The sequence below is a fragment of the Pseudomonas fluorescens NCIMB 11764 genome (genome assembly GCF_000293885.2).
GTDB lineage: Bacteria > Pseudomonadota > Gammaproteobacteria > Pseudomonadales > Pseudomonadaceae > Aquipseudomonas > Aquipseudomonas fluorescens_B.
This window is the reverse complement of record NZ_CP010945.1, coordinates 2,610,552-2,632,171: the sequence shown is the minus strand read 5'-3', so window position 1 is coordinate 2,632,171 and position 21,620 is coordinate 2,610,552. Positions and strand designations below refer to the sequence as shown.

The following is a 21,620-nucleotide window of genomic DNA, read 5'->3' as shown; positions in this document are numbered from 1 at the left end:
GATTCACTTCGTCGCCCTTTCCTGGATCATAATCCACGGCGAAACCACCACTGCCCACAGCTCCGGGTCACGTTCAAAAAGATCCAGCGCCCGCGTTTCAGACAGCTTGGCGACCTCGTCGGCGGCCAGCCAGGCAGCCACTTTCTCACCGTCATCGGTCGCTACAGCCTCCGCCGCCGCAATCAAATCCAGCTCAGGACTGACCCACAATAGGGCACCCTTGGCGAAGAACGGCTCCAGCTCTTTCCAGGTAATAGATGCGGTTTCACCAAGCAGCTTGGCATAGAGGGTGCTAGGTTCTTGAGTCATGGGTCCTGTCCGTAAAAGAAATCGACGTGGATGATAACGTTGGTGGTCTGACAGAAAAACCCGGAAGCAATTGAGTCGCCGATTGAAAACTGCAGGAAAGCCAAGGATTGCTGATATTTCAGCTGAAGCCCCCGCCGCAATTCTGTCTTTTTCTTTCAAAAAAGCGACACCCCCTGATTTTGCCCCCTGGCGCCAGCTTCCCAGGCTAACAATCGGCGCTCTACACTGTACCGGTACAGTTGCCGGGGGCATTTTCCGGAGGATGTCGAAGATATCTGACCCGGTTCTGCTGCTACGGCGCCAGGACTATAAAAACTACAACAGTAAGAGTGGAGCACTATGACTAAGGCTACTAAGCAGATTTCCAAACTGTTTGCCGCTATGGTTCTGGCCGGGGTTGCCAGCCATTCGTTCGCAGCTGACACCATCAAGATCGGCATCGCCGGCCCTAAGACCGGTCCTGTAGCCCAATACGGCGACATGCAGTTCAGTGGCGCCAAAATGGCCATCGAACAAATCAACGCCAAGGGCGGCGTAGACGGCAAGAAACTCGAAGCCGTTGAGTACGATGACGCCTGTGATCCAAAACAAGCTGTGGCTGTCGCGAACAAGGTCGTCAACGACGGCGTCAAGTTCGTGGTCGGTCACCTGTGCTCCAGCTCCACTCAACCGGCTTCGGACATCTACGAAGACGAAGGCGTGATCATGATCACCCCGGCTGCCACCAGCCCGGACATCACCAACCGTGGTTACAAAATGGTGTTCCGCACCATCGGTCTGGACAGCGCCCAGGGCCCTGCCGCCGGTAACTACATTGCCGATCACGTAAAACCGAAAATCGTTGCTGTCCTGCACGACAAACAGCAATACGGTGAAGGCATCGCCACCGCCGTTAAACAGACCCTCGAGAAGAAAGGCACCAAGGTCGCCGTGTTCGAAGGCATAAACGCCGGCGACAAGGACTTCTCCTCGATCATCGCCAAGCTCAAGCAAGCCAACGTCGACTTCGTCTACTACGGCGGCTACCACCCTGAGCTGGGCCTGATCCTGCGTCAATCCCAGGAAAAAGGCCTGAAAGCCAAGTTCATGGGTCCGGAAGGCGTGGGTAACGACTCCATTTCGCAGATCGCCAAGGATGCTTCCGAAGGTCTGTTGGTCACCCTGCCGAAATCCTTCGACCAGGATCCGGCCAACGTTGCCCTGGCTGACGCCTTCAAAGCGAAGAAAGAAGACCCGAGCGGTCCGTTCGTATTCCCGGCCTACTCGGCTGTGGAAGTGATCGCTGAAGGCATCAAGGCTGCCAAGTCCGAAGACACCGCCAAAGTGGCTGCTGCCATCCACGCAGGCACCTTCAAGACGCCTACCGGCGACCTGAGCTTCGACGACAAGGGCGACCTGAAAGACTTCAAATTTGTGGTTTACGAGTGGCACTTCGGCAAACCAAAAACTGAAGCCAAGCCTCAGTAAGGCGTTGCCTGACTGACTGCCAATAAAGCCCACGGCGTGCCGTGGGCTTTGTTTTACGAACGTATTGGGCCGCGCTGGCGTGATCCGCCAGTCTCCCCACCTGAAAATCTCAAAACCGTCATCAGCGGTTCGCTGGCAAACCTCGCGTTCGAAGTGGATGCAGATCCACGGGGCTCGAGCGGGAAAATGACTCCACCAGTGAAATGCGTATCAGGTTTTTAGGAGCGCTGTAATGCCTGACATCTATCACTTCTTCCAACAGCTGGTTAATGGTCTGACCATTGGCAGCACGTATGCCCTGATCGCCATCGGCTATACGATGGTTTACGGCATCATTGGAATGATCAACTTCGCCCACGGCGAGGTGTACATGATCGGCTCCTACGTGGCGTTCATCGCCATCGCCGGGCTGGCCATGATGGGACTCGACAGTGTTCCGCTGTTGATGACCGCCGCTTTCCTCGCGACCATTGTCGTGACCAGTGCCTACGGTTACAGCATCGAACGGATCGCCTACCGCCCCTTGCGCGGCAGCAACCGTCTGATCCCGCTGATTTCCGCCATCGGCATGTCGATTTTCCTGCAGAACACGGTTCTGCTGGCGCAAGACTCCAAGGACAAATCCATCCCCAACCTGATCCCCGGCAACTTCACCATCGGGCCAGGTGGCGCACATGAAGTGCTGATTTCCTACATGCAAATCGTGGTGTTCGTGGTGACGCTGGTCGCCATGGTCGGCCTGACGCTGTTCATCTCCCGCTCTCGCCTGGGTCGCGCCTGCCGCGCCTGCGCCGAAGACATCAAGATGGCCAACCTGCTGGGTATCAACACCAACAACATCATCGCCCTGACCTTTGTCATCGGTGCCGCACTGGCCGCCATCGCCGCCGTGCTGCTGAGCATGCAATACGGCGTGATCAACCCGAACGCCGGTTTCCTCGTCGGCCTCAAGGCCTTCACCGCAGCGGTACTGGGCGGTATCGGCAGCATCCCGGGCGCCATGCTCGGCGGGCTGGTGCTTGGGGTCGCGGAAGCCTTCGGTGCCGATATCTTCGGCGACCAGTACAAGGACGTCGTGGCGTTCGGTCTATTGGTTCTGGTGTTGTTGTTCCGGCCAACCGGCCTGCTGGGCCGTCCGGAGGTTGAGAAAGTATGACTAGGAATCTTAAACAGGCGTTGTTCAGCGCCTTGCTGGTGTGGGCGGTTGCCTACCCGGTACTCGGTCTGAAACTGACCATCGTCGGTATCAACCTGGAAGTCCACGGCACCAGCACTGCAACGCTGATCACCATCGCCGTGTGCTCGGTGCTGATGTTCCTGCGGGTGTTGTTCGATCAACAGATCAGCTCAGCCTGGCGCTCTTCGCCAAACATGCCGTTGATGCCGGCCAAGGCCAGTAACTTCCTGACCCTGCCGACCACCCAGCGCTGGATCATCATTGCGTTGATCGCCGGTGCCCTGGTCTGGCCGTTCTTCGGCTCTCGCGGCGCGGTGGACATCGCCACCCTGGTGCTGATCTACGTGATGCTCGGCCTCGGCCTGAACATCGTGGTCGGTCTGGCCGGCCTGCTCGACCTCGGTTACGTCGGTTTCTACGCCGTCGGTGCCTACAGTTATGCACTGCTGTCGCATTACTACGGCTTGAGCTTCTGGATCTGCCTGCCGATCGCCGGCCTGATGGCGGCCACCTTCGGCTTCCTGCTCGGCTTCCCGGTCCTGCGTCTGCGCGGTGACTACCTGGCGATCGTGACCCTGGGATTCGGTGAAATCATCCGTCTGTTCCTGCGTAACCTCACCGGCCTCACCGGTGGCCCGAACGGCATCAGCAACATCGAGAAACCAACGTTCTTCGGCCTGACCTTCGAACGTAAAGCAGCCGAAGGCATGCAGACGTTCCACGAGTACTTCGGCCTGGAATACAACTCGATCAACAAGGTGATTTTCCTCTACCTGGTTGCGCTGTTGCTGGCCCTCGGCGCCCTGTTCGTCATCAATCGTTTGCTGCGCATGCCGATCGGTCGCGCATGGGAAGCGTTGCGTGAAGACGAAATCGCCTGCCGTGCACTGGGTCTCAATCCTACGGTCATCAAGTTGTCGGCCTTTACCCTGGGCGCCAGCTTCGCCGGTTTCGCCGGCAGCTTCTTCGCCGCCCGTCAGGGTCTGGTGACGCCGGAGTCCTTCACCTTCATCGAATCGGCGATCATCCTCGCCATCGTCGTGTTGGGCGGCATGGGCTCGCAACTGGGCGTGATCCTCGCGGCCGTGGTGATGATCCTGCTGCCTGAAATGATGCGTGAGTTCAGTGAGTACCGCATGTTGATGTTCGGCGCCTTGATGGTGCTGATGATGATCTGGCGACCTCAAGGCCTGCTGCCCATGCAACGTCCTCACATGGAGCTGCGCAAATGAGCCGCGAGATCCTTAAAGTCGAAAATCTGAGCATGCGCTTCGGCGGCTTGCTGGCGGTCAACGGCGTAGCCCTGACCGTGAAGGAAAAACAGGTGGTTGCGCTGATCGGCCCCAACGGCGCCGGCAAGACCACCGTGTTCAACTGCCTGACCGGTTTCTACAAACCGAGCGGCGGCAGCATCCTGCTGGACGGCGAGCCGATCGAAGGCCTGCCCGGCCACAAGATCGCCCTCAAAGGCGTGGTGCGTACCTTCCAGAACGTGCGGTTGTTCAAGGACATGACCGCGGTCGAGAACCTCTTGATCGCGCAGCACCGTCACCTGAACACCAACTTCCTGTCCGGTCTGTTCAAGACGCCGGGGTTCCGCAAGAGCGAACGCGAGGCGATGGAATTCGCCGAGTTCTGGCTGGACAAGGTCAACCTCACGGCGTTCGCCAACCGCCCGGCCGGCACCCTGGCCTACGGTCAGCAACGCCGCCTGGAAATCGCCCGTTGCATGATGACCCGTCCGCGGATCCTCATGCTCGACGAACCGGCCGCCGGCCTGAACCCGAAGGAAACCGAGGACCTCAAGGCGCTGATCAGCATGTTGCGTGAAGAGCACAACGTCACCGTGCTGCTGATCGAACACGACATGAAACTGGTCATGAGCATTTCCGACCACATCGTCGTGATCAACCAGGGCACGCCTCTGGCCGACGGCACGCCGGAACAGATCCGCGACAATCCTGAAGTGATCAAAGCCTACCTGGGGGAAGCGTAAATGCTGCAATTCGAAAACGTTTCCACCTTCTACGGCAAGATCCAGGCCCTGCACAGCGTCAACGTCGAAGTCCGTCAGGGCGAGATCGTGACGCTGATCGGTGCCAACGGCGCCGGCAAGTCGACCCTGCTGATGACCCTCTGCGGTTCGCCGCAAGCCCACAGCGGCAGCATCCGCTACATGGGCGAAGAGCTCGTCGGCCAGGACTCGTCGCAGATCATGCGTAAAAGCATTGCGGTCGTACCGGAAGGTCGTCGGGTGTTTGCCCGTCTGACCGTGGAAGAGAATCTGTCCATGGGCGGATTCTTCACCAACAAGGGCGATTATCAGGAACAGATGGAAAAGGTTCTCGGACTTTTCCCACGTCTGAAAGAACGCTTTGCCCAGCGCGGCGGCACCATGTCCGGCGGCGAACAGCAAATGCTCGCCATCGGCCGTGCGCTGATGAGCAAGCCCAAGCTGTTGCTGCTCGACGAGCCATCGTTGGGCCTGGCACCGATCATCATCCAGCAGATCTTCGACATCATCGAGCAACTGCGCAAGGATGGCGTGACGGTGTTCCTGGTGGAGCAGAACGCTAACCAGGCGCTGAAAATCGCTGACCGCGCGTACGTTCTGGAGAATGGCCGGGTGGTGATGCAAGGCACCGGCGAAGCGCTGCTGACCGACCCGAAAGTGCGCGAAGCGTACCTTGGTGGTTAAGCGTTTGCGGTAAACAAAAAACGGCCTGCGGGCCGTTTTTTTATGCCTGGCACAATCTCACCAACAATGAAGCCCCTTGTGGGAGGCAGACATTATCGTTAAAGCCTGTCCAGTGCCTCCCCACTGCGCTTGAACCACCCAATCAAATAATCCGCCAGCACTTGCGTGCGCTTGGGCAACCCACCCTGATACGGATGCACCAGGTACATTGGCATGCGACGAGTCTGATAGTCACGCAGGAGCCAGCGCAAACGCCCGTCAGCCAATTCCTTTTGCAGCAGGTAGGACGGCAGACGCGCAATACCCGCGCCACCCAATGCGGCTTTCTTCAACAGGCTGTAGTAGTTGCTGGCGAACGGTCCCGACACCCGCACGCGCAATAACTCGTGCTGCTGGTGATACAACCATTCTTCACGGCCGCTGTAGTGACTGTTGAGTAAACACTGATGTTCGGCGAGTGCCTGCGGCGTCAGCGGTTCGCCGTGCTGCTCAAGGTAGGCCGGGCTGGCGCAGGTCAGTTCGTGCCAGGCCAACAGCGGCCGCGCCACCAGACGCTCGTCATTGCCCACATCGGAACGCACCGCCAGATCAAAACCGTCCCGGGACAAATCACGGTAGTTGTTGTCGAGGTCGAGTTCGATCTGCACTTCGGGGTACTGGTGGGAAAACTCCAGCAACAAGCCATCGAAGAAGGTTTCCCCCAACGAGACCGGAACCGTCATCCGCACCGGCCCGGCCATGTCGTCCTTCAACCGTGCCAATGCCTGGCGCGCCCTTTCCACTTGCACCACCAAGGCCTGAGCCTGCGGCAACAGCGCCGCCCCTGCCGCCGTCAGACTCAAGCGGCGGGTGGTGCGTTGCAACAGCACCACCGAAAACCGCGTCTCCAGCAGGCTGATGCGCTTGGACAACTGGCCTTTGCTGCAACCCAGTTGCCGCGCCGCCAGGGTGAAACTGCCCGCTTCGATCAACACCGCAAACGCCGCCAGATCATCCATCTCGCTCATGGATTGTTTCCATTTGAAAACCAAAGGTTGCCTATTAGCGCGCTTATCCGCAGAAAAAACCACTCTAGACTGAAGCCACTTTCAACACACATGAGGATAAACAGCATGAAGATTCTTTTGATTGGCGCAGGCGGCACCATCGGTTCGGCGATCGACAAGGAATTGTCCGAGCGTCACGAAATCATCCGCATCGGTCGCAATAGCGGCGATCTGCAGGTGGATATCAGCGACAGCGCCTCGATTCGCAAACTGTTCGAACAGACCGGCAAGTTCGACGCGCTGGTCTGCGCGGCGGGAAACGTGACCTTTGCACCGCTGGGTGAAATGACCGAAGACAGTTTCTCCCTGGGTCTGAAAGACAAGCTGATGGGCCAGGTCAACCTGCTGCTGATCGGCCGCGAGTTCGCCAATGACGGTGCATCGTTCACCTTCACCACCGGCGTGCTCAGCCACGATCCGATTCGCAGCGGCGCCTCGGCTGCACTGGTCAACGGCGCCCTCGACAGCTTCGTGCGTGCCGCCGCGATTGAACTGCCGCGCGGTCTGCGGGTGAACTCGGTAAGCCCTAACGTTCTGCTCGAAGCGATGGGCAAATACGCACCGTACTTCCGCGGCTACAAACCGGTTCCCGCAGCCGATGTGGCACTGGCCTACGCCAAAAGCGTGGAAGGCCTGCAAACGGGCCAGACCTTTCATGTGGGCTGAGCCCTTGTGATGAACGGTCAGGCTGAGTAACGTGGCGGCACTTGTCTGGAGAGCCAAAGATGCGTGTTGCCCGTTCCTTAGTCCTTGTTGCCCTGCTTCCGCTGTTCGCCGCCTGCCAGTTGCTGGATGGCCCGCGTGAAAGTGCTTCCCACGTGGGCCAGACCCGAATGCAGGGTCAACTGACGGCAGCCGACGGCAAGCTGTTGTTCCAGCCATGCAATGAGCAGCGCAGTTTCGTGGTCAACGACACCGGCGGCACCAGCGTCCTGCAGGAGGCCGCGAGCCTGGCCGATGACCGGGGCAAACTGTTCGCCGACGTGCGTGGCCGGGTCGAGGGCAGCCGCCTGGATCTTGCGCAGTTGTACCGCGTCGAACGCTCGGGCACAGCGTGCGACGATCCGAATTTCAAATTGCTGATCCTGCGTGCCGCCGGCCACGGTCCGGAGTGGAACGTAAAAGTCAGCGGCAAAGGCATGGTCATCGACCGTGCGGGCCAACCGCCATTGGCCGTCCCTTATGTTGAAGAACAACTGGGTGATGGACGCTTCAACCTCAGCACTGAAGCCAACAACCAGCACATCGAACTGTGGGTCGCGCCGCAACGGTGCGTCGACAGCAGCACCGGCAGCGTCCAGCACATGAGCGCCGAATTGCGCATCGATGGCCAGGTACAACGTGGCTGCGGGTATTTCGGCGGATCGCGCGACGACTGATCGTTTAGGCCTCACGGGATTCATTCTTTGAGGCTTATAATCGCGGGCTTCAAACGCCTTGGCGCAGTTGTGCGCCCCGCGAACCGGATCCTGTCATGTTACGAATCACCGAACTCAAGCTGCCGATCGACCATCCCGATGAAGACCTGCGCCCTGCCATCGTGCAGCGCCTGGGCATCGCCAGTGATGACCTGCTCGATTACACCTTGTTCAAGCGCAGCTACGATGCGCGCAAAAAGTCCTCCGAACTGTGCTTCATCTACACCATCGACCTCACTGCGAAAGATGAGGCGGCGTTGCTGCACAAGTTCGCCGATGACCGAAACGTCAACGTGGCGCCGGATGTCAGCTACAAAGTGGTCGGCCAGGCGCCGGCCGATCTCGAGCAACGTCCGGTCGTGGTCGGTTTCGGTCCGTGCGGGATTTTCGCCGGGCTGCTGCTGGCGCAGATGGGCTTCAAGCCGATCATCCTCGAACGCGGTACCGAAGTTCGCCAGCGCACCAAGGACACTTGGGGCCTGTGGCGTAAAAGCGTGCTCAACCCCGAGTCCAACGTACAGTTTGGTGAAGGCGGCGCGGGGACATTCTCCGACGGTAAACTTTACAGCCAGATCAAGGACCCGAAATTCATCGGTCGCAAAGTCCTGCATGAATTCGTCAAAGCCGGTGCGCCGGAAGAAATCCTCTACGTCAGCAAGCCGCACATCGGTACGTTCCGTCTGACCGGCGTTGTGGAAAACATGCGTGAGCAGATTCGCGCCCTGGGCGGCGAAGTGCGCTTCCAGCAGCGCGTCACCGACGTGTTGATCGAAGACGGCCAAATGGTGGGCGTCGAGCTCAACGGCGGCGAGCAGATCCATTCGAAACACGTGATTCTGGCCCTCGGCCACAGCGCCCGCGATACCTTCCGCATGCTTCACGGTCGTGGCGTGTTCATGGAAGCCAAGCCGTTCTCGGTGGGTTTCCGTATCGAACACCCGCAGTCGCTGATCGACCGCGCGCGCCTGGGCAAATACGCCGGCCACCCGAAGCTGGGGGCCGCCGACTACAAACTGGTGCACCACGCCAAGAACGGTCGTTCGGTCTACAGCTTCTGCATGTGCCCGGGCGGCACCGTGGTCGCGGCGACGTCCGAGCCGAATCGCGTCGTGACCAACGGCATGAGCCAGTACTCGCGTAACGAACGCAACGCCAACTCCGGGATCGTCGTCGGCATCACTCCGGAAGTCGATTATCCGGGCGGCCCGCTGGCCGGTATCGAGTTGCAGGAACGCCTGGAATCCCACGCCTTTGTGCTGGGTGGCAGCAACTATGAAGCGCCGGCGCAACTGGTGGGCGATTTCATTGCGGGCAAACCGTCCACCGAGCTGGGCAGTGTTGAACCGTCCTACAAGCCAGGTGTTGCACTGGGTGATCTGGCGCTGGCCTTGCCGGCTTTCGCCATCGAAGCCATTCGCGAAGCCCTGCCGGCGTTCGAGAAGCAGATTCGTGGCTACTCGCTGCATGACGCGGTGTTGACCGGAATCGAAACGCGTACATCGTCGCCGCTGCGCATTACCCGTAACGAGTCGATGCAGAGTCTGAACGTGAAGGGCCTGTTCCCGGCGGGTGAAGGTGCAGGTTATGCGGGCGGGATTCTGTCGGCAGGTGTGGACGGGATCCGCATCGCCGAAGCAGTGGCTCGCGACATCCTTGGCCTGGAGGCTTAAGCCTTAACATCAAAAGATCGCAGCCTTCGGCAGCTCCTGCATGAGCATGCATTTCTATGTAGGAGCTGCCGGAGGTTTCGATCTTTTGCTTTTTTAGATATTGGCGCGCAACACGGTGTCCGGCAGCGGCTCGCCCCGCTCGACACTCGCCGCCACGATATCCATCAATCCACTCAGCTCATACCCTTGGGCCTTGAGCCAATCCTGATCGTAGTAACTGGTCTCATATCGCTCGCCGCCGTCGCACAGAATCGCCACGATCGACCCCGACTCCCCCGCCGCTACCATCTGTTGGGCCGCCATCAACGCGCCGATCAGGTTGGTCCCGCTCGAACCGCCGACACGCCGCCCCAGGCGCTGCGCCAGGTAATGCATGGCGGCCAGTGACAGATCGTCCGGTACCTTGACCATCGCATCGATCACCTTCGGCAGGAACGATGCCTCGACCCGTGGCCGTCCGATGCCTTCTATCCGCGAACCGTGATCCAGGCGCAGGCTGGCATCGCCGGTCAGGTAGTAATCGAAAAACACTGAACGCTCGGCATCGGCGCATAGCACGCGGGTGCAATGCTGGCGATAGCGCACGTAACGGCCGAGGGTCGCGGTGGTGCCGCCGGTGCCGGGGCTGGAAATCAGCCAGCTCGGCTCGGGGTACTGCTCGAAGCGCATCTGATGGAAGATCGATTCGGCAATGTTGTTGTTTGCCCGCCAGTCGGTGGCGCGTTCGGCGTAGGTGAACTGATCGATGAAGTGCCCGTCGTGCTCGCGCGCCAGGCGCTCGGACTCAGCGTAGATCTGCGTCGGGTCGTCCACCAGATGACTCTTGCCGCCGTAGAAAGCGATCTGCGCGATCTTCTCTTTTGAGGTGGTCGCCGGCATGACCGCAATAAACGGCAGGCCCAGCAACCGGGCGAAGTACGCCTCGGAAATCGCCGTCGAACCGCTGGACGCCTCGATCACCGGCGCATCGGGTTTGAGCCAGCCGTTACACAGCGCATAGAGGAATAACGAACGCGCCAGCCGATGCTTCAGGCTGCCGGTGGGATGGCTCGACTCATCCTTGAAATACAACTCGATGCCCGGCAAACCCGGCAGGGCTAACGGGATGAGGTGGGTGTCGGCGCTGCGCTGGAAGTCGGCTTCGATGATGCGGATGGCTTCGCGGGCCCACTGTCGACTGTCGCTCATGGTGGTTTTCTCGTTGAGTCGGCCTTGTCACAAGGCTCAGCCCTGAAGCTTAGGAAAAATCCGACATCCCGCACAGATACAGCTGAGCTTCAATACGTCCGACAACTGCTAGGCTCAGGTCCGTGTCGATCTTTCGGCTGCAACGGCATATAACAAAAAAGAATATAACTTTTGTTTTAACAACCAACGGTACGGGTTAGGGTGTGCCACCTTTTTGATAATTCGATGGAGAGCGACCTTGCCTCTGCGTAGCACTTTCACGCGTTTCTTTCAGTTGGAAGCTGCCAGCGGTCTGTTGTTGATCGCCGCTGCAGCCTTGGCACTGATCATTAACAACTCATCGTTGTCGTGGCTCTACAACGGTCTGCTGGACACCCCCGTGGTCGCCCAGATCGGCGCGCTTAAAATCGCCAAGCCATTGTTGCTATGGATCAACGACGGGCTGATGGCACTGTTCTTCCTGCTGATCGGCCTGGAAGTGAAACGCGAAGTCCTTGATGGTCAGCTGTCGAAACCTTCGCAGATCGTGCTGCCAGGCGCGGCCGCGATCGGCGGCATGGTCGTGCCGGCGCTGCTCTACTGGTTCCTGAACCGCGACAATCCCGCAGCGCTGGGTGGCTGGGCCATCCCGATGGCCACCGACATCGCCTTCGCCCTCGGTGTCCTCGCCCTGCTGGGCAAACGGGTGCCGGTGTCACTGAAGCTGTTCCTGATGACCCTGGCGATCATCGACGACCTCGGCGCCATCATTGTCATCGCGATCTTCTATTCCGGCACCCTGTCGACCCTGTCACTCGCGCTCGCGGCGGCCTGCATCGTGGCGCTGATCGCGATGAACCGGTTCGGCGTGGTCAAGCTCGGGCCGTACATGATCATCGGTTTGATCCTGTGGGTGTGCGTGCTCAAGAGTGGTGTGCATGCAACGCTGGCCGGTGTAACCCTGGCCTTCTGCATCCCGCTGCGCACGAAAAACGCCGAACCTTCACCGCTGCTGACCCTGGAACATGCCCTGCACCCATGGGTGGCCTACGGCATCCTCCCGCTGTTCGCCTTCGCCAACGCCGGCCTGTCCCTGAGCGGCGTGACCGTCGAAAGCTTCACCCACCACGTGCCGATGGGCATTGCGGTCGGCCTGCTGCTGGGCAAGACCCTCGGCGTGTTCGGCCTGACCTGGCTGGCAGTGAAAATCGGCATCGCCGCCCTGCCCCAAGGCGCCAACTGGGGTCAGGTGCTGGGGGTGGCGATCCTCTGCGGGATCGGCTTCACCATGAGTCTTTTTGTCGGCTCTCTGGCGTTTGAACCGGGCGTCAGTGACTACGCCGGCATGGACCGAATGGGGATCTTGACCGGTTCGATACTGGCGGCACTGATCGGTTACGCGGTGACGGCGGCGTCGAGTCGCAAGAACGCCGCGCTGCCAGCCTGATCGACAGAGACGACTCCTGGCGTCATTCGAGACGCGTCCTACCGCCACGATCAGCCAGGCCGGTAGGCCGCCTCGGTGGGCTGTGGCGGTAGTCGCCCCCCTCACGCCCTGAGCCTGTCCGTCAACTTGTGAGTGCCTCCATCGGCGCGTCTCCAAGTGACCCGCTGTAAAAGCGGAACCGCCAGCAGCCGCAACCGCAGAAACGGATATGCCCCCAATCAAAATCGGCGTTTCTGTATTGCTCCGGGATGCCATGAAAAACCAAATAAAAACCCCGACCAGTCACCTGATCGGGGTTTTCTTTGTAACCACTCCGCTTAGTGCGAAACGCGGCTAGTCCCATCAACAGTAGCAATCCGTACCCGCTCACCCACACGGAACACTTCATTCTCCTGAACCTGCTGAACATAGGCGCGCATGCTGCCGTCGTCTTCGCGAACGGTGATTTCCACGCCCTGGGCGCGGGTCAGGCCTTCTTCAGTGGCCGAGCCGATCAAGCCGCCGGCAACGGCGCCGATGACCGCTGCAACGATACTGCCGCGACCGCCGCCAATGGCGCTGCCGCCGACACCACCAACCGCCGCACCGGCCAGGCCGCCGATCGGGGTCTTGGTGCCTTCGATTTTCACCGGACGCAAGGATTCGATGGTGCCCATGCGAACGGTCTGCACACGACGCGCTTCGTCACGGGAATAGGAGTCACCGGTCAGGCTCGATTGGCAACCAGTGAGCAACATCGCCATGGTGGAAAAGGAAGCAACCAGCAGAACAGACTTACGCATAGCATCAACTCCAAAGGACAGGTAGCCATTAAACTCCGCTGCTTGACGCCTGTCACGACGTCGCCCGGATAAAATTGGTTTGATTCAGGCCAGGTACAGGCGCCTCCACGAACTCAGCACACAGTAGCGGCAAATGATGGTATCTGCGCCGCTGAACCAGGAATTGTCATGGATTACTTCATCATTGTCGTCACCACTGTCGCCGGTCTGTACTTCCATGGGTGGTTGTACGTACGGATCAAACGCTGGATGGACCGCGACCTCGCGTTAGCCTTGGCTGGTGACGACGAGCATAAGAAAGTCTTCATGCTCCAGCAACTGGCGAACGCTCAAGCGCAGAAAATCAAGCGTCGGGACCTGCCGCAGTGGCTGGAGGCCGCGGCAGCAGGCTATCCCGGTCGGTAGACTGCTCAGGGTGCCAGACGTTCAAGAATCCAGTCGGCGCCCTGTAGGCGGTAGTTGAGGCGATCGTGCAGGCGGCTCGAACGGCCCTGCCAGAATTCGATGCGCTCAGGCAGCAGGCGATAACCGCCCCAGTGCTCGGGGCAATGGGGCTGTGTATCGCTGAAACGTTGCTCGGTGTTCTTGAGCAGCGCTTCCAGTTCGGCGCGATCGGCGATCACGCGGCTTTGCGGTGAAGCCCAGGCGCCAAGCCGGCTACCCAACGGCCGGACCTGAAAATAGGCGTCGGACTCTTCAGGCGTGACTTTCACCACCCGACCTTCGATGCGCACCTGACGCTCCAGGGCCGGCCAGAAAAAAGTCATGGCTGCGAACGGATTCGCGGCCAGGTGCTGGCCCTTGGCGCTGTCGTAGTTGGTGAAGAACGTGAAGCCGTGTTCATCAAGGCCCTTGAGCAGCAGAATGCGGCAATGCGGCCGACCGTCCGGGTCGACGGTGGCCAGGGTCATGGCGTTGGCTTCCACCGGCGCCTGCTCGGTTTTCACCGCGTCGGCGAACCAGTGGTGAAACAGCGCGAACGGCTCGCTCGGGGCTTGTGCCTCGGTCAGGCCATCTCGGGTGTAGTCGCGACGCATATCAGCCAGGCCCTGGGTCATGGCGCATTCCTTTTGGTTAACGAATCACTTTTTCACAGCATCGGCGGCAGCGACTTTCTTGTCAGTTGCTGCGGCTTTGGCCGGCGCGGTCTTTTTAGCCGGCGTCGCTGTTTTGGCTGGAGCCTTCTTGGCGGCAGCTTTCTTGGCCGGCGCTTTTTTCGCGGCAGGCACAGCGGCTTTCTTCGCGGCAGGTGCGGGAGTGACCGGCTTGACCACTGGCTTCACGTCCTGGGCTGCGACCAGTTTGACCGGCGCCGGGGCTGGCATGTTGTATTTGCTCAGCAGCGCGACCATGGTGTTTTGCGGGGTCACCAACAGTTCAACGCGACGGTTCAAGGCACGGCCTTCAGTGCTGTCGTTCGCTGCACGCGGGGCTTCGCCGCCCATGCCGCGCAACATCAGACGATCACGCTGCAAGCCGCTGAGACGGAAGATTGCCGCCACCGCTTGTGCCCGCTCCTGACTCAGTTTTACGTTGGCCGGTGCGGCGCCCGAGGTATCGCTGTGACCGAGTACCAGCACGGCAGTCTTCGGATCGACTTCGAGGATTTTCGCCACGCGAGTGAACGGCCCCAAGGTGACCGGCAGCAACATGGCCGGGCGGTCGGGGTTGAACGAGCCTTCTACCGGCGCGGTCACCACCAGCACGTTTTCACGGCGCTCGAGTTGCAGGTTGCTGTCCTTGATCGCCTCGCGCAGGCGCGGTTCGTAGTCGTCGAGCCAGGCCTGGGTGACTTTCGGATCCGGCATCGGTACAGCTTTAGCGGTGCTCTGATCCTTGCCGCCGAACGGCCACCACCATTTGCCACCTGCTTGCGCCTCAGCCTTGGCCACTTCGACCGGTTTGGCTTCAGGTTTCACCTCTGGCTTCTTGTCCAGAACTTCCTCAGAGCCAAACGGCCAGTACCAGGGACTGGAGCTTTCAGCCTTGGCCACCGGAGCCGCAGCGACTGGTTTCACAGGTGCTGGCGCCGGCGCCGGCTCTTTTGCCGCAACTTTGTCGGAGGAACCGAACGGCCACCAGCTGCTGCCATCCGAATCATTTTGTGGAGTCTGCGCACAACCGGTAACAGCGACACACAGGGCCAAAGCGAGGGTGGTTTTATTGAATGACATTGGATATCCACAAAAATGAAGTCATAAAAAATCAGGCCGGCTTGACCCGGATAAACAGACGCTTGGAAAACATAAAGGCCTTCAGGTTCCGGCCCTGGAACCCGTGAGCGCGTTTTACAGACAAGTGGCCAGTACCCGCGCAAGGTTTTGCGCGCGCGGATCCATCAAGACGTAAGGCCCCAGTGTATTTGTCACAAAACCGAAGGCAACATCGTGCTCCGGGTCAGCAAAACCGATGGAACCGCCCGCCCCCGGATGGCCGAACGCACGTGGGCCGAGGCCGTAAGTGGCGTTGGGGACGTCCGGTTGATCGAGCATGCAACCCAGGCCGAAACGGGTCCGGGTCAGTAAAGTCTTGTCTTCGCCGAGGCTGTGTTCGCGGGTCAGCTCGTCGAGCATTTCGCTTTCCAGCAGGCTGCCGTCGAGCAGGCCGGCGTAGAACCCGGCCAGGCTGCGGGCATTGCCGTGGCCATTGGCCGCCGGTTGCTGCATGCGCCGCCACTCGGGTTTGTTGGTGCTGGTCAGGACCGACGGTGGGTTGGTGAAGGCCCGCGTGGTCATGGCCGTCGGTTCGCGCATCGTCACTTGCAGCAAGCGCTGGGCCGCGGCATCACCGACGTTGCCCTTGCCGCGGGCGATGTGCGCCACGCGCTGGAATTCTTCATCCGCCAGACCGACATGGAAATCCAGCCCCAGCGGTTTGGCGACGCGGGCAACAATCGACTCGCCAGGCCCACGACCGTCAGCCCGCCGCAGCAACTCGCCGACCAGCCAGCCATAGGTGATCGCGGCATAACCGTGCGCGGTGCCCGGCGTCCACCACGGCGATTCGGCCGCCAGGGCATCGACCATGGCCTGCCAGTCGTAAAGCGCCTCGGGGGCCAGCAATTCACGCAGCGCCGGCAGACCGGCCTGATGGCAGAGCAATTGACGCAGGGTGACGGATTCCTTGCCGGCGGCGGCGAATTCGGGCCAGTAGCGGGCAACCGGGGCGTCCAGTTGCAGCTTGCCTTCGGCCACCAGTTGCAGGGCTGTGACGGCGGTGAAGGTCTTGGTGCAGGAGAACAGGTTGGCGATGGTGTCGCTGTGCCAGGCCTCATGGCCATCCTTGTCGGCGGTGCCGGACCAGAGATCGACAACGGTATCGCCACCGACCTGGATGCACAGCGCTGCGCCACGTTCCTGGGGATCGTCGAACAACGCGGCGAACGCCTCACGCACCGCTTCGAACCTGAGTTCGTAATGACCCTGAATCTGCACCCGCTACTCCCTCGGACAAAGCTCTACAAAGTGGCCCGCATTGTTCCAGCCATTGGCGGTTTTGGGAACAGGGGCGGGCTGGGCGGTCGGTTTGCCCATGGAAATGATCAGAACCCTTTGTGGCAAGGGAGCTTGCTCCCGCTAGGCTGCGCAGCTGCCCCAAAAAAGGCCTGCTGCGCAGTCCAGCGGGAGCAAGCTCCCTCGCCACAGGGATCTCAGCGATTAATGGCCTTTGCCTGAATGCCCGCCCGCCTGCCCGGCGCCCTGCCCCGGGCCCTTGCCGGCTTCGGCTTTTCGCCCACCCACGGCATCGTGACTGGCTTTATCCGCCTCAGCCCTGGCCTTCTCGGCCTCTTTGCCCAGCTGATCAACGGCCGCCAGGTTGCTCTTGCGCACACTGTCGACAAAGCCCTGGAACGGCAGATCGGTAACGCCCACCAAACCGAAGTGGCCGTTTTCACCGTCCAGCAGACGGCCGGTCACCGGTTGATCGAGGTACTGGAACCAGTGCACGCCAACAATCGACGGTTCACCGAGCGCCTGTTTCAGGAAGTTGGCGTAAGCCGGGCCACGGTCTTCTTCCTTGGCCAGTTGCGTCACGCCACCCCAGAACGGGCCACGATCGGCGGAGCCGAAGTTGAACTCGGTAATCAGCACCGGCTTATCCAGGCTGCGCAATGTCGCGAAGTCGTAACCGTCCTGCGGTTGCAGGGTGTACATGTTGAAGCTCAGCACGTCGCAATACTGCGCGCAGGATTCCACGGCTTCCGGCGTGCTAATGGCAAAGCGACCGCCCAGCAACAGCTGGTTCGGCGCGTGCCACTTGAGCGAGTCGGAAATGGTTTTGAAGTACGTGTCGGCAAAGACCTTCTGGAAGTATTTGAAGTCGGCTTCGATTTCCGGATGCTCGGCGCTTGGCAGCGGCGGTACGAAGCCCGGATCTTCCATCAATTCCCACGCCGGCAAGTCGATGCCCCAGGCTTTGGAAAGGCCTGCCTGATTGCGGTATTTGTCGCGCAATTGCTTGAGGAACGCGCGCTTGGCCGGCACGTCGGTGGTCATTTTCAAAGTGCCGTAGGCCAGCGCATAGCGGGCTTTCGGGTCGTCGCCGGGACCGGCCCAGGCCAGTTCGTTGTCGGCAAAGTAACCGATCAGCCACGGATCATCGCGATGATCGCGGGCGGCGATGGCCACGGCACGCTCGGTGGCCATGGCGAAACGCGGGTCGAACGGATCGGGCATGCCGCCCCACCAGTCGGTGCCCGTGCTGATACTGGCGTAATCGCCGACGATTGACAGCGGCAAGGTGTAGGGCAGGCGATCAGCGTTGGCCAGTGCCGGGGCACTCCAGTTGCCGATGGTGTTGAACCCCCAGGCTTGCAGGCGATCCAGGGTGTGGCTGGCCCAGCGTTGTTCATCAATCACCGCGGTGCAGGGCTCGGCGGGTTTCTGCTCGACCGCTTTCGCGACCTTTGCTTCCTCTGCGCCAGTCTTGGCGGCTTCGGCAACACCGGATTCGGCGGTGGCAGGCACGACGGGTTGCTCAGCGGCTTTTTCGACCGTCGCCTCAACTGCGTCGGCCTTGGCCGCTTCGGCGACACCGGCCTTGGTGTCGCTGCCCAGTGCGCAAGGGGCGCCATACAAACGCTGCAGGTTGGCGCCATAGAAGTCGTACCAGCGACCGGCGTTATAGGCACGGCCCTGATCGACGCCATTGCCGCCACGGTTGTCGCCTTCGCCAAAGTGACTGGCCAGCGGCTCGTCGGGTTTTGGCAACGCCTCGAACATCCACTCGCGGCCGGCGATGTAGGTCTGGTTGACGTCCGGGGTAACGGTGTTGACCCCGAGCGAGTAGAACGGATGGCCTTCCGGCGTCACGAGGTACCAGCGACCGTCACGTTTCTCGGTGCGGAAAAAGCCGCTGGCCTTGAACGACGGGCCTTTTATCCAGCCACCGAATTTGTCCAGCGACGCCTTCTCGCGCTCGGCCAACCAGTTTTTGGTTTGTTGCTGTTCCTTGGCGGCGGCGCTTTTGAGTTGCTCGTCGCTGCCGACCTTCTCCGGCCATTTGGCCCGGGTAGATTGCCCGAAAGCGTCCACCAGACCGCCGTAAACGGCCTGAGTCACAGCCTCGCCGTCCTGCACGCCAAAGCGTTCCAGCAGGATGCTTTGGGCGACTTTCGGCTGATCCATCGACAAGGTCACCGACACCACCTGGCTGCGCTCCAGCTCGCCGGCGCTGCTGGCCAGCAGGATACGTTGACCGTCGACGGTCATCGGCATCGGCGGCCCGGCCTTCATGCCCAGGCTCAGCGGTGAAGTGGCGACCAATGGCACCAGCAGCGTCTGCGCAGGACCGGCCGGCAGGTCGACGCGACTGATCAGCGTCTTGCCATCGTTGCTCTGGATTTTCACATAGAGGGTCACGGCCCAATTCATCGCGCTCTGTATCCGCAGGCTCATCATGGCCGACTGCGACCAGTCCCAGGCACCGGTTTGCGGAGTCAAACGCAGGGTTGGCTGTGCCACAGGGTTGAACGTCACCCGACGCAGCACTTCGCCTTCGGCTGTTTGCTCGGCATTGGATTGCGGCAGGCTGGCGTCCTGAGTCGCCACCTGGACCACGTCGGCGGGGCGCACAAAGTTGAACAGCGTCTGCTGGCCTGCCGGAGCGGCCAACAAGGGCGTTGCGAACAACAGGGCAAATACGGCGGGCAAGGAACGGCGAATCATGAGAACGAAATTCTCCCTAACGACCTCAATGGGCCAATGGAAAAGCGGTGGCAGAGAGATAGACAACGCGGCAGGCAGATTTGCCCACCGCTGTATCAGGAAATTTCTCGACGGAATGGCGGCAACGCATTGAGGATCGCTTTGCCGTAACGCTGGGTGACCAGGCGTCGGTCGAGCAACGTGATGGTGCCGCGGTCTTCTTCGGTCCGCAGCAAGCGACCGCAGGCCTGGACCAGTTTCAGCGAGGCGTCCGGGACGGAGATCTCCATGAACGGATTGCCGCCCCGTGCTTCGATCCATTCGGCCAGTGCCGCTTCGACCGGATCATCCGGCACCGAGAACGGAATCTTCGCGATCACCACGTGTTCGCAGTAAGCACCAGGCAAGTCGACCCCTTCAGCGAAACTCGCCAGGCCGAACAGCACGCTGGAATCGCCACCATCGACCCGCGCCTTGTGCTTGTTCAGGGTTTCCTGTTTCGACAGGTTGCCTTGAATGAACACTTGCTTGCGCCAGTCGCGGTCGAGGCCGTCGAACACGTCCTGCATCTGCTTGCGCGAGGAGAACAGCACCAGCGTGCCGCGCGAACCTTCGACCAGTTGCGGTAGGTCTCGGATGATGGCGGCGGTGTGCGCCGGCGCATCACGCGGGTCGGCTTTCAGGTCGGGCACCCGCAACACACCCGCGTCGGCGTGATGGAACGGGCTCGGGACCACGGCGGTCACGGCCTTTTTCGGCAGGCCGGCACGCATGCGGAAACGGTCGAAAGTGCCCAGCGCGGTCAGCGTTGCCGAGGTCACCAGGGCCCCATAAGCGACGTTCCACAGGTTGCGCCGGAGCATTTCCGCCGCGAGGATCGGGCTGGCGTTGACCTCAATGTCGAACAGCGAACCGCTTTCGGCCAGGGTCAGCCAGCGCGCCATGGGCGGGTTGTCTTCCGGGTCTTCTGCGGTGAACGCGACCCACAATTCCCAGTTGCCCGAAGAACGCGACAACAGGCTGCCGAACAGCGGATACCATTCTTCGGCCTGGTTGCTGGCGATGCCGATGTTGACCTCGCCGTCCATGCCTTCCTTGAGCAATTCGGTGAGCCGGGTAAACAGGTCGGTGAGACGGGCGAAGCCTTTCTTCAGCTCAACGCCCATTTCGCGCATGTGCTCGGGAATCACCCCACCGACGAAGCGGTGACGCGGCCGTTCACGACCTTCGACGTCTTCGCCGGGTTTGAAATCGGCGACCTGTTCGCAGGCAGAAAACATGAACTGTTGCTGGGTCTTGATCTCACGGGCCAGTTCCGGCACCTGCTCGATCAGCTTGCCCAGATCGCCCGGCAGCGGGTGCTGGGCAAGCAATTTGGTGAGGTTCTTGGCGGTGGTTTCCAGCCAGTCGGCGGTGGAACGCAGACGCGTGTAGTGAGCGAAGTGGCCGATGGCCTTGTCCGGCAGGTGGTGACCTTCGTCGAACACGTAGATGGTGTCGCGCGGGTCCGGCAGAACCGCACCGCCGCCCAATGCCAGATCGGCCAGGACCATGTCGTGGTTGGTGACGATGACATCGACCTTGCCCATGCCTTCGCGGGCCTTGTAGAAGGCGCACTGGCCGAAGTTCGGGCAATGACGGTTGGTGCACTGGCTGTGGTCGGTGGTCAGGCGCGCCCAGTCGGCGTCTTCCAGAGCGGTGGACCAACTGTCGCGGTCGCCGTCCCATTTATTGCCGGCGAGTTTCTCGATCATGCTGGTGAACAGCTTCTGACTGGCCTCATCGACCTCGATCTTGAAGCCTTCTTCCTCGAACAGCTGCGCCGTGGCGGTTTGTGCGTGACCTTCCTGGAGCAACATGTCGAGCTTGGACAGGCACATGTAGCGCCCACGGCCCTTGGCCAGGGCGAAGCTGAAATTCAGCCCGCTGTTGCGCATCAGGTCGGGCAGATCCTTGTAGACGATCTGTTCTTGCAGGGCCACGGTGGCCGTGGCGATCACCAGGCGTTTGCCTGCAGCCTTCGCGGTCGGGATCGCCGCCAGGCTGTAGGCCACGGTCTTGCCGGTACCGGTGCCGGCTTCCACCGCGACAATCGCGGGGTCGCCACTGCGCCGGCCTTCGTCGTCGGTGTCGATGTCACCGAGGACTTTGGCAATTTCGGCGATCATCAGGCGTTGGCCGTAGCGCGGCTTGAGGCTCTTGGCTTCGAGAAAACGCGAGTAGGCGCCCTGGATCGTGGTTTTGAGTTCGGTGCTGATCATGGATTGTCGGGCGCAAAAAACGCTGGATAAAT

At 60.7% G+C, this 21,620-nt stretch carries 19 protein-coding genes; 10 read left to right on the top strand and 9 right to left on the bottom strand.

Going from position 1 to position 21,620, the window contains the following annotated elements; all coding sequences use genetic code 11:
* Positions 1-3 precede the first annotated feature (3 nt).
* Positions 4-309, bottom strand: coding sequence for a DUF2288 domain-containing protein (locus tag B723_RS11985; protein WP_017336825.1), 306 nt, complete (start codon positions 307-309; stop codon positions 4-6).
* A 339-nt stretch (positions 310-648) separates the two neighbouring features.
* Here B723_RS11985 and B723_RS11980 point away from each other — a divergent pair, with 339 nt between their 5' ends.
* The 5 genes from B723_RS11980 to B723_RS11960 all read left to right on the top strand — a co-directional run bounded on the left by B723_RS11980 (position 649) and on the right by B723_RS11960 (position 5,651).
* Positions 649-1,776 carry a branched-chain amino acid ABC transporter substrate-binding protein gene (locus tag B723_RS11980; RefSeq protein WP_017336823.1) on the top strand — a complete coding sequence of 376 codons (1,128 nt, stop codon included), beginning with the start codon at positions 649-651 and terminating at the stop codon, positions 1,774-1,776.
* Between the two features lie 232 nt (positions 1,777-2,008).
* Positions 2,009-2,932, top strand: coding sequence for a high-affinity branched-chain amino acid ABC transporter permease LivH (livH, locus tag B723_RS11975; protein WP_017336822.1), 924 nt, complete (start codon positions 2,009-2,011; stop codon positions 2,930-2,932).
* The gene (locus B723_RS11970; protein ID WP_017336821.1) at positions 2,929-4,185 is read left to right on the top strand and encodes a high-affinity branched-chain amino acid ABC transporter permease LivM; all 1,257 of its coding nucleotides are present in this window, start codon (positions 2,929-2,931) and stop codon (positions 4,183-4,185) included. Before livH ends, B723_RS11970 begins: the two co-directional genes overlap by 4 nt.
* Complete coding sequence (livG, locus tag B723_RS11965) at positions 4,182-4,949, top strand: high-affinity branched-chain amino acid ABC transporter ATP-binding protein LivG (protein WP_017336820.1); 768 nt, start codon at positions 4,182-4,184, stop codon at positions 4,947-4,949. The genes B723_RS11970 and livG overlap by 4 nt, the downstream gene beginning before the upstream one ends.
* Complete coding sequence (locus B723_RS11960) at positions 4,950-5,651, top strand: ABC transporter ATP-binding protein (RefSeq protein ID WP_017336819.1); 702 nt, start codon at positions 4,950-4,952, stop codon at positions 5,649-5,651.
* A 98-nt stretch (positions 5,652-5,749) separates the two neighbouring features.
* On the opposite strand, the gene B723_RS11955 is transcribed toward B723_RS11960, so the two are convergent.
* Positions 5,750-6,658, bottom strand: coding sequence for a LysR family transcriptional regulator (locus B723_RS11955; RefSeq protein ID WP_017336818.1), 909 nt, complete (start codon positions 6,656-6,658; stop codon positions 5,750-5,752).
* Between the two features lie 105 nt (positions 6,659-6,763).
* Here B723_RS11955 and B723_RS11950 point away from each other — a divergent pair, with 105 nt between their 5' ends.
* The 3 genes from B723_RS11950 (at position 6,764) to B723_RS11940 (ending at position 9,785) form a co-directional block, all read left to right on the top strand.
* Positions 6,764-7,363 (top strand): short chain dehydrogenase, encoded by a 600-nt coding sequence (locus tag B723_RS11950; protein WP_017336817.1) that lies wholly within the window; start codon positions 6,764-6,766, stop codon positions 7,361-7,363.
* A 59-nt stretch (positions 7,364-7,422) separates the two neighbouring features.
* Positions 7,423-8,076 carry a COG3650 family protein gene (locus B723_RS11945; RefSeq protein WP_017336816.1) on the top strand — a complete coding sequence of 218 codons (654 nt, stop codon included), beginning with the start codon at positions 7,423-7,425 and terminating at the stop codon, positions 8,074-8,076.
* 95 nt (positions 8,077-8,171) lie between these two features.
* The gene (locus tag B723_RS11940; protein ID WP_017336815.1) at positions 8,172-9,785 is read left to right on the top strand and encodes an NAD(P)/FAD-dependent oxidoreductase; all 1,614 of its coding nucleotides are present in this window, start codon (positions 8,172-8,174) and stop codon (positions 9,783-9,785) included.
* A 93-nt stretch (positions 9,786-9,878) separates the two neighbouring features.
* On the opposite strand, the gene B723_RS11935 is transcribed toward B723_RS11940, so the two are convergent.
* Positions 9,879-10,973, bottom strand: coding sequence for a PLP-dependent cysteine synthase family protein (locus B723_RS11935; RefSeq protein WP_017336814.1), 1,095 nt, complete (start codon positions 10,971-10,973; stop codon positions 9,879-9,881).
* A 238-nt stretch (positions 10,974-11,211) separates the two neighbouring features.
* Between B723_RS11935 and nhaA the strand changes: the two genes are divergently transcribed.
* Positions 11,212-12,399: a Na+/H+ antiporter NhaA gene (nhaA, locus tag B723_RS11930; protein ID WP_017336813.1), complete on the top strand. Its 1,188-nt coding sequence runs from the start codon at positions 11,212-11,214 to the stop codon at positions 12,397-12,399.
* Positions 12,400-12,716: 317 nt separating this feature from the next.
* On the opposite strand, the gene B723_RS11925 is transcribed toward nhaA, so the two are convergent.
* Positions 12,717-13,181, bottom strand: a complete 465-nt coding sequence (locus B723_RS11925) for a glycine zipper 2TM domain-containing protein (RefSeq protein WP_017336812.1) — start codon at positions 13,179-13,181, stop codon at positions 12,717-12,719.
* A gap of 168 nt (positions 13,182-13,349) precedes the next feature.
* Here B723_RS11925 and B723_RS11920 point away from each other — a divergent pair, with 168 nt between their 5' ends.
* Positions 13,350-13,586 (top strand): hypothetical protein, encoded by a 237-nt coding sequence (locus B723_RS11920; protein ID WP_017336811.1) that lies wholly within the window; start codon positions 13,350-13,352, stop codon positions 13,584-13,586.
* 5 nt (positions 13,587-13,591) lie between these two features.
* Here the strand turns inward: B723_RS11920 and pdxH are convergent, their stop codons facing one another.
* The 5 genes from pdxH to dinG all read right to left on the bottom strand — a co-directional run bounded on the left by pdxH (position 13,592) and on the right by dinG (position 21,588).
* Entirely contained in the window at positions 13,592-14,239 is a 648-nt protein-coding gene (gene pdxH, locus B723_RS11915) for a pyridoxamine 5'-phosphate oxidase (protein WP_017336810.1), read from the bottom strand.
* 24 nt (positions 14,240-14,263) lie between these two features.
* Positions 14,264-15,355: an OmpA family protein gene (locus B723_RS11910; protein WP_017336809.1), complete on the bottom strand. Its 1,092-nt coding sequence runs from the start codon at positions 15,353-15,355 to the stop codon at positions 14,264-14,266.
* Between the two features lie 114 nt (positions 15,356-15,469).
* The gene (locus B723_RS11905; RefSeq protein WP_017336808.1) at positions 15,470-16,615 is read right to left on the bottom strand and encodes an EstA family serine hydrolase; all 1,146 of its coding nucleotides are present in this window, start codon (positions 16,613-16,615) and stop codon (positions 15,470-15,472) included.
* A 222-nt stretch (positions 16,616-16,837) separates the two neighbouring features.
* Positions 16,838-19,348, bottom strand: a complete 2,511-nt coding sequence (locus B723_RS11900; protein ID WP_017336807.1) for a beta-galactosidase — start codon at positions 19,346-19,348, stop codon at positions 16,838-16,840.
* Between the two features lie 95 nt (positions 19,349-19,443).
* Positions 19,444-21,588, bottom strand: coding sequence for an ATP-dependent DNA helicase DinG (gene dinG / locus B723_RS11895; RefSeq protein ID WP_017336806.1), 2,145 nt, complete (start codon positions 21,586-21,588; stop codon positions 19,444-19,446).
* Positions 21,589-21,620: the final 32 nt, after the last annotated feature.

What these genes read in the sequence shown, in the direction of transcription:
- B723_RS11985 (WP_017336825.1), bottom strand. Translation starts at nt 309, where the DNA reads ATGACTCAAGAACCTAGCACCCTCTATGCCAAGCTGCTTGGTGAAACC.
- B723_RS11955 (WP_017336818.1), bottom strand. Translation starts at nt 6,658, where the DNA reads ATGAGCGAGATGGATGATCTGGCGGCGTTTGCGGTGTTGATCGAAGCG.
- B723_RS11900 (WP_017336807.1), bottom strand. Translation starts at nt 19,348, where the DNA reads ATGATTCGCCGTTCCTTGCCCGCCGTATTTGCCCTGTTGTTCGCAACG.
- dinG (WP_017336806.1), bottom strand. Translation starts at nt 21,588, where the DNA reads ATGATCAGCACCGAACTCAAAACCACGATCCAGGGCGCCTACTCGCGT.
- B723_RS11980 (WP_017336823.1), top strand. Translation starts at nt 649, where the DNA reads ATGACTAAGGCTACTAAGCAGATTTCCAAACTGTTTGCCGCTATGGTT.
- B723_RS11935 (WP_017336814.1), bottom strand. Translation starts at nt 10,973, where the DNA reads ATGAGCGACAGTCGACAGTGGGCCCGCGAAGCCATCCGCATCATCGAA.
- B723_RS11945 (WP_017336816.1), top strand. Translation starts at nt 7,423, where the DNA reads ATGCGTGTTGCCCGTTCCTTAGTCCTTGTTGCCCTGCTTCCGCTGTTC.
- B723_RS11950 (WP_017336817.1), top strand. Translation starts at nt 6,764, where the DNA reads ATGAAGATTCTTTTGATTGGCGCAGGCGGCACCATCGGTTCGGCGATC.
- B723_RS11920 (WP_017336811.1), top strand. Translation starts at nt 13,350, where the DNA reads ATGGATTACTTCATCATTGTCGTCACCACTGTCGCCGGTCTGTACTTC.
- B723_RS11970 (WP_017336821.1), top strand. Translation starts at nt 2,929, where the DNA reads ATGACTAGGAATCTTAAACAGGCGTTGTTCAGCGCCTTGCTGGTGTGG.
- B723_RS11925 (WP_017336812.1), bottom strand. Translation starts at nt 13,181, where the DNA reads ATGCGTAAGTCTGTTCTGCTGGTTGCTTCCTTTTCCACCATGGCGATG.
- B723_RS11910 (WP_017336809.1), bottom strand. Translation starts at nt 15,355, where the DNA reads ATGTCATTCAATAAAACCACCCTCGCTTTGGCCCTGTGTGTCGCTGTT.
- pdxH (WP_017336810.1), bottom strand. Translation starts at nt 14,239, where the DNA reads ATGACCCAGGGCCTGGCTGATATGCGTCGCGACTACACCCGAGATGGC.
- B723_RS11940 (WP_017336815.1), top strand. Translation starts at nt 8,172, where the DNA reads ATGTTACGAATCACCGAACTCAAGCTGCCGATCGACCATCCCGATGAA.
- B723_RS11960 (WP_017336819.1), top strand. Translation starts at nt 4,950, where the DNA reads ATGCTGCAATTCGAAAACGTTTCCACCTTCTACGGCAAGATCCAGGCC.
- livH (WP_017336822.1), top strand. Translation starts at nt 2,009, where the DNA reads ATGCCTGACATCTATCACTTCTTCCAACAGCTGGTTAATGGTCTGACC.
- livG (WP_017336820.1), top strand. Translation starts at nt 4,182, where the DNA reads ATGAGCCGCGAGATCCTTAAAGTCGAAAATCTGAGCATGCGCTTCGGC.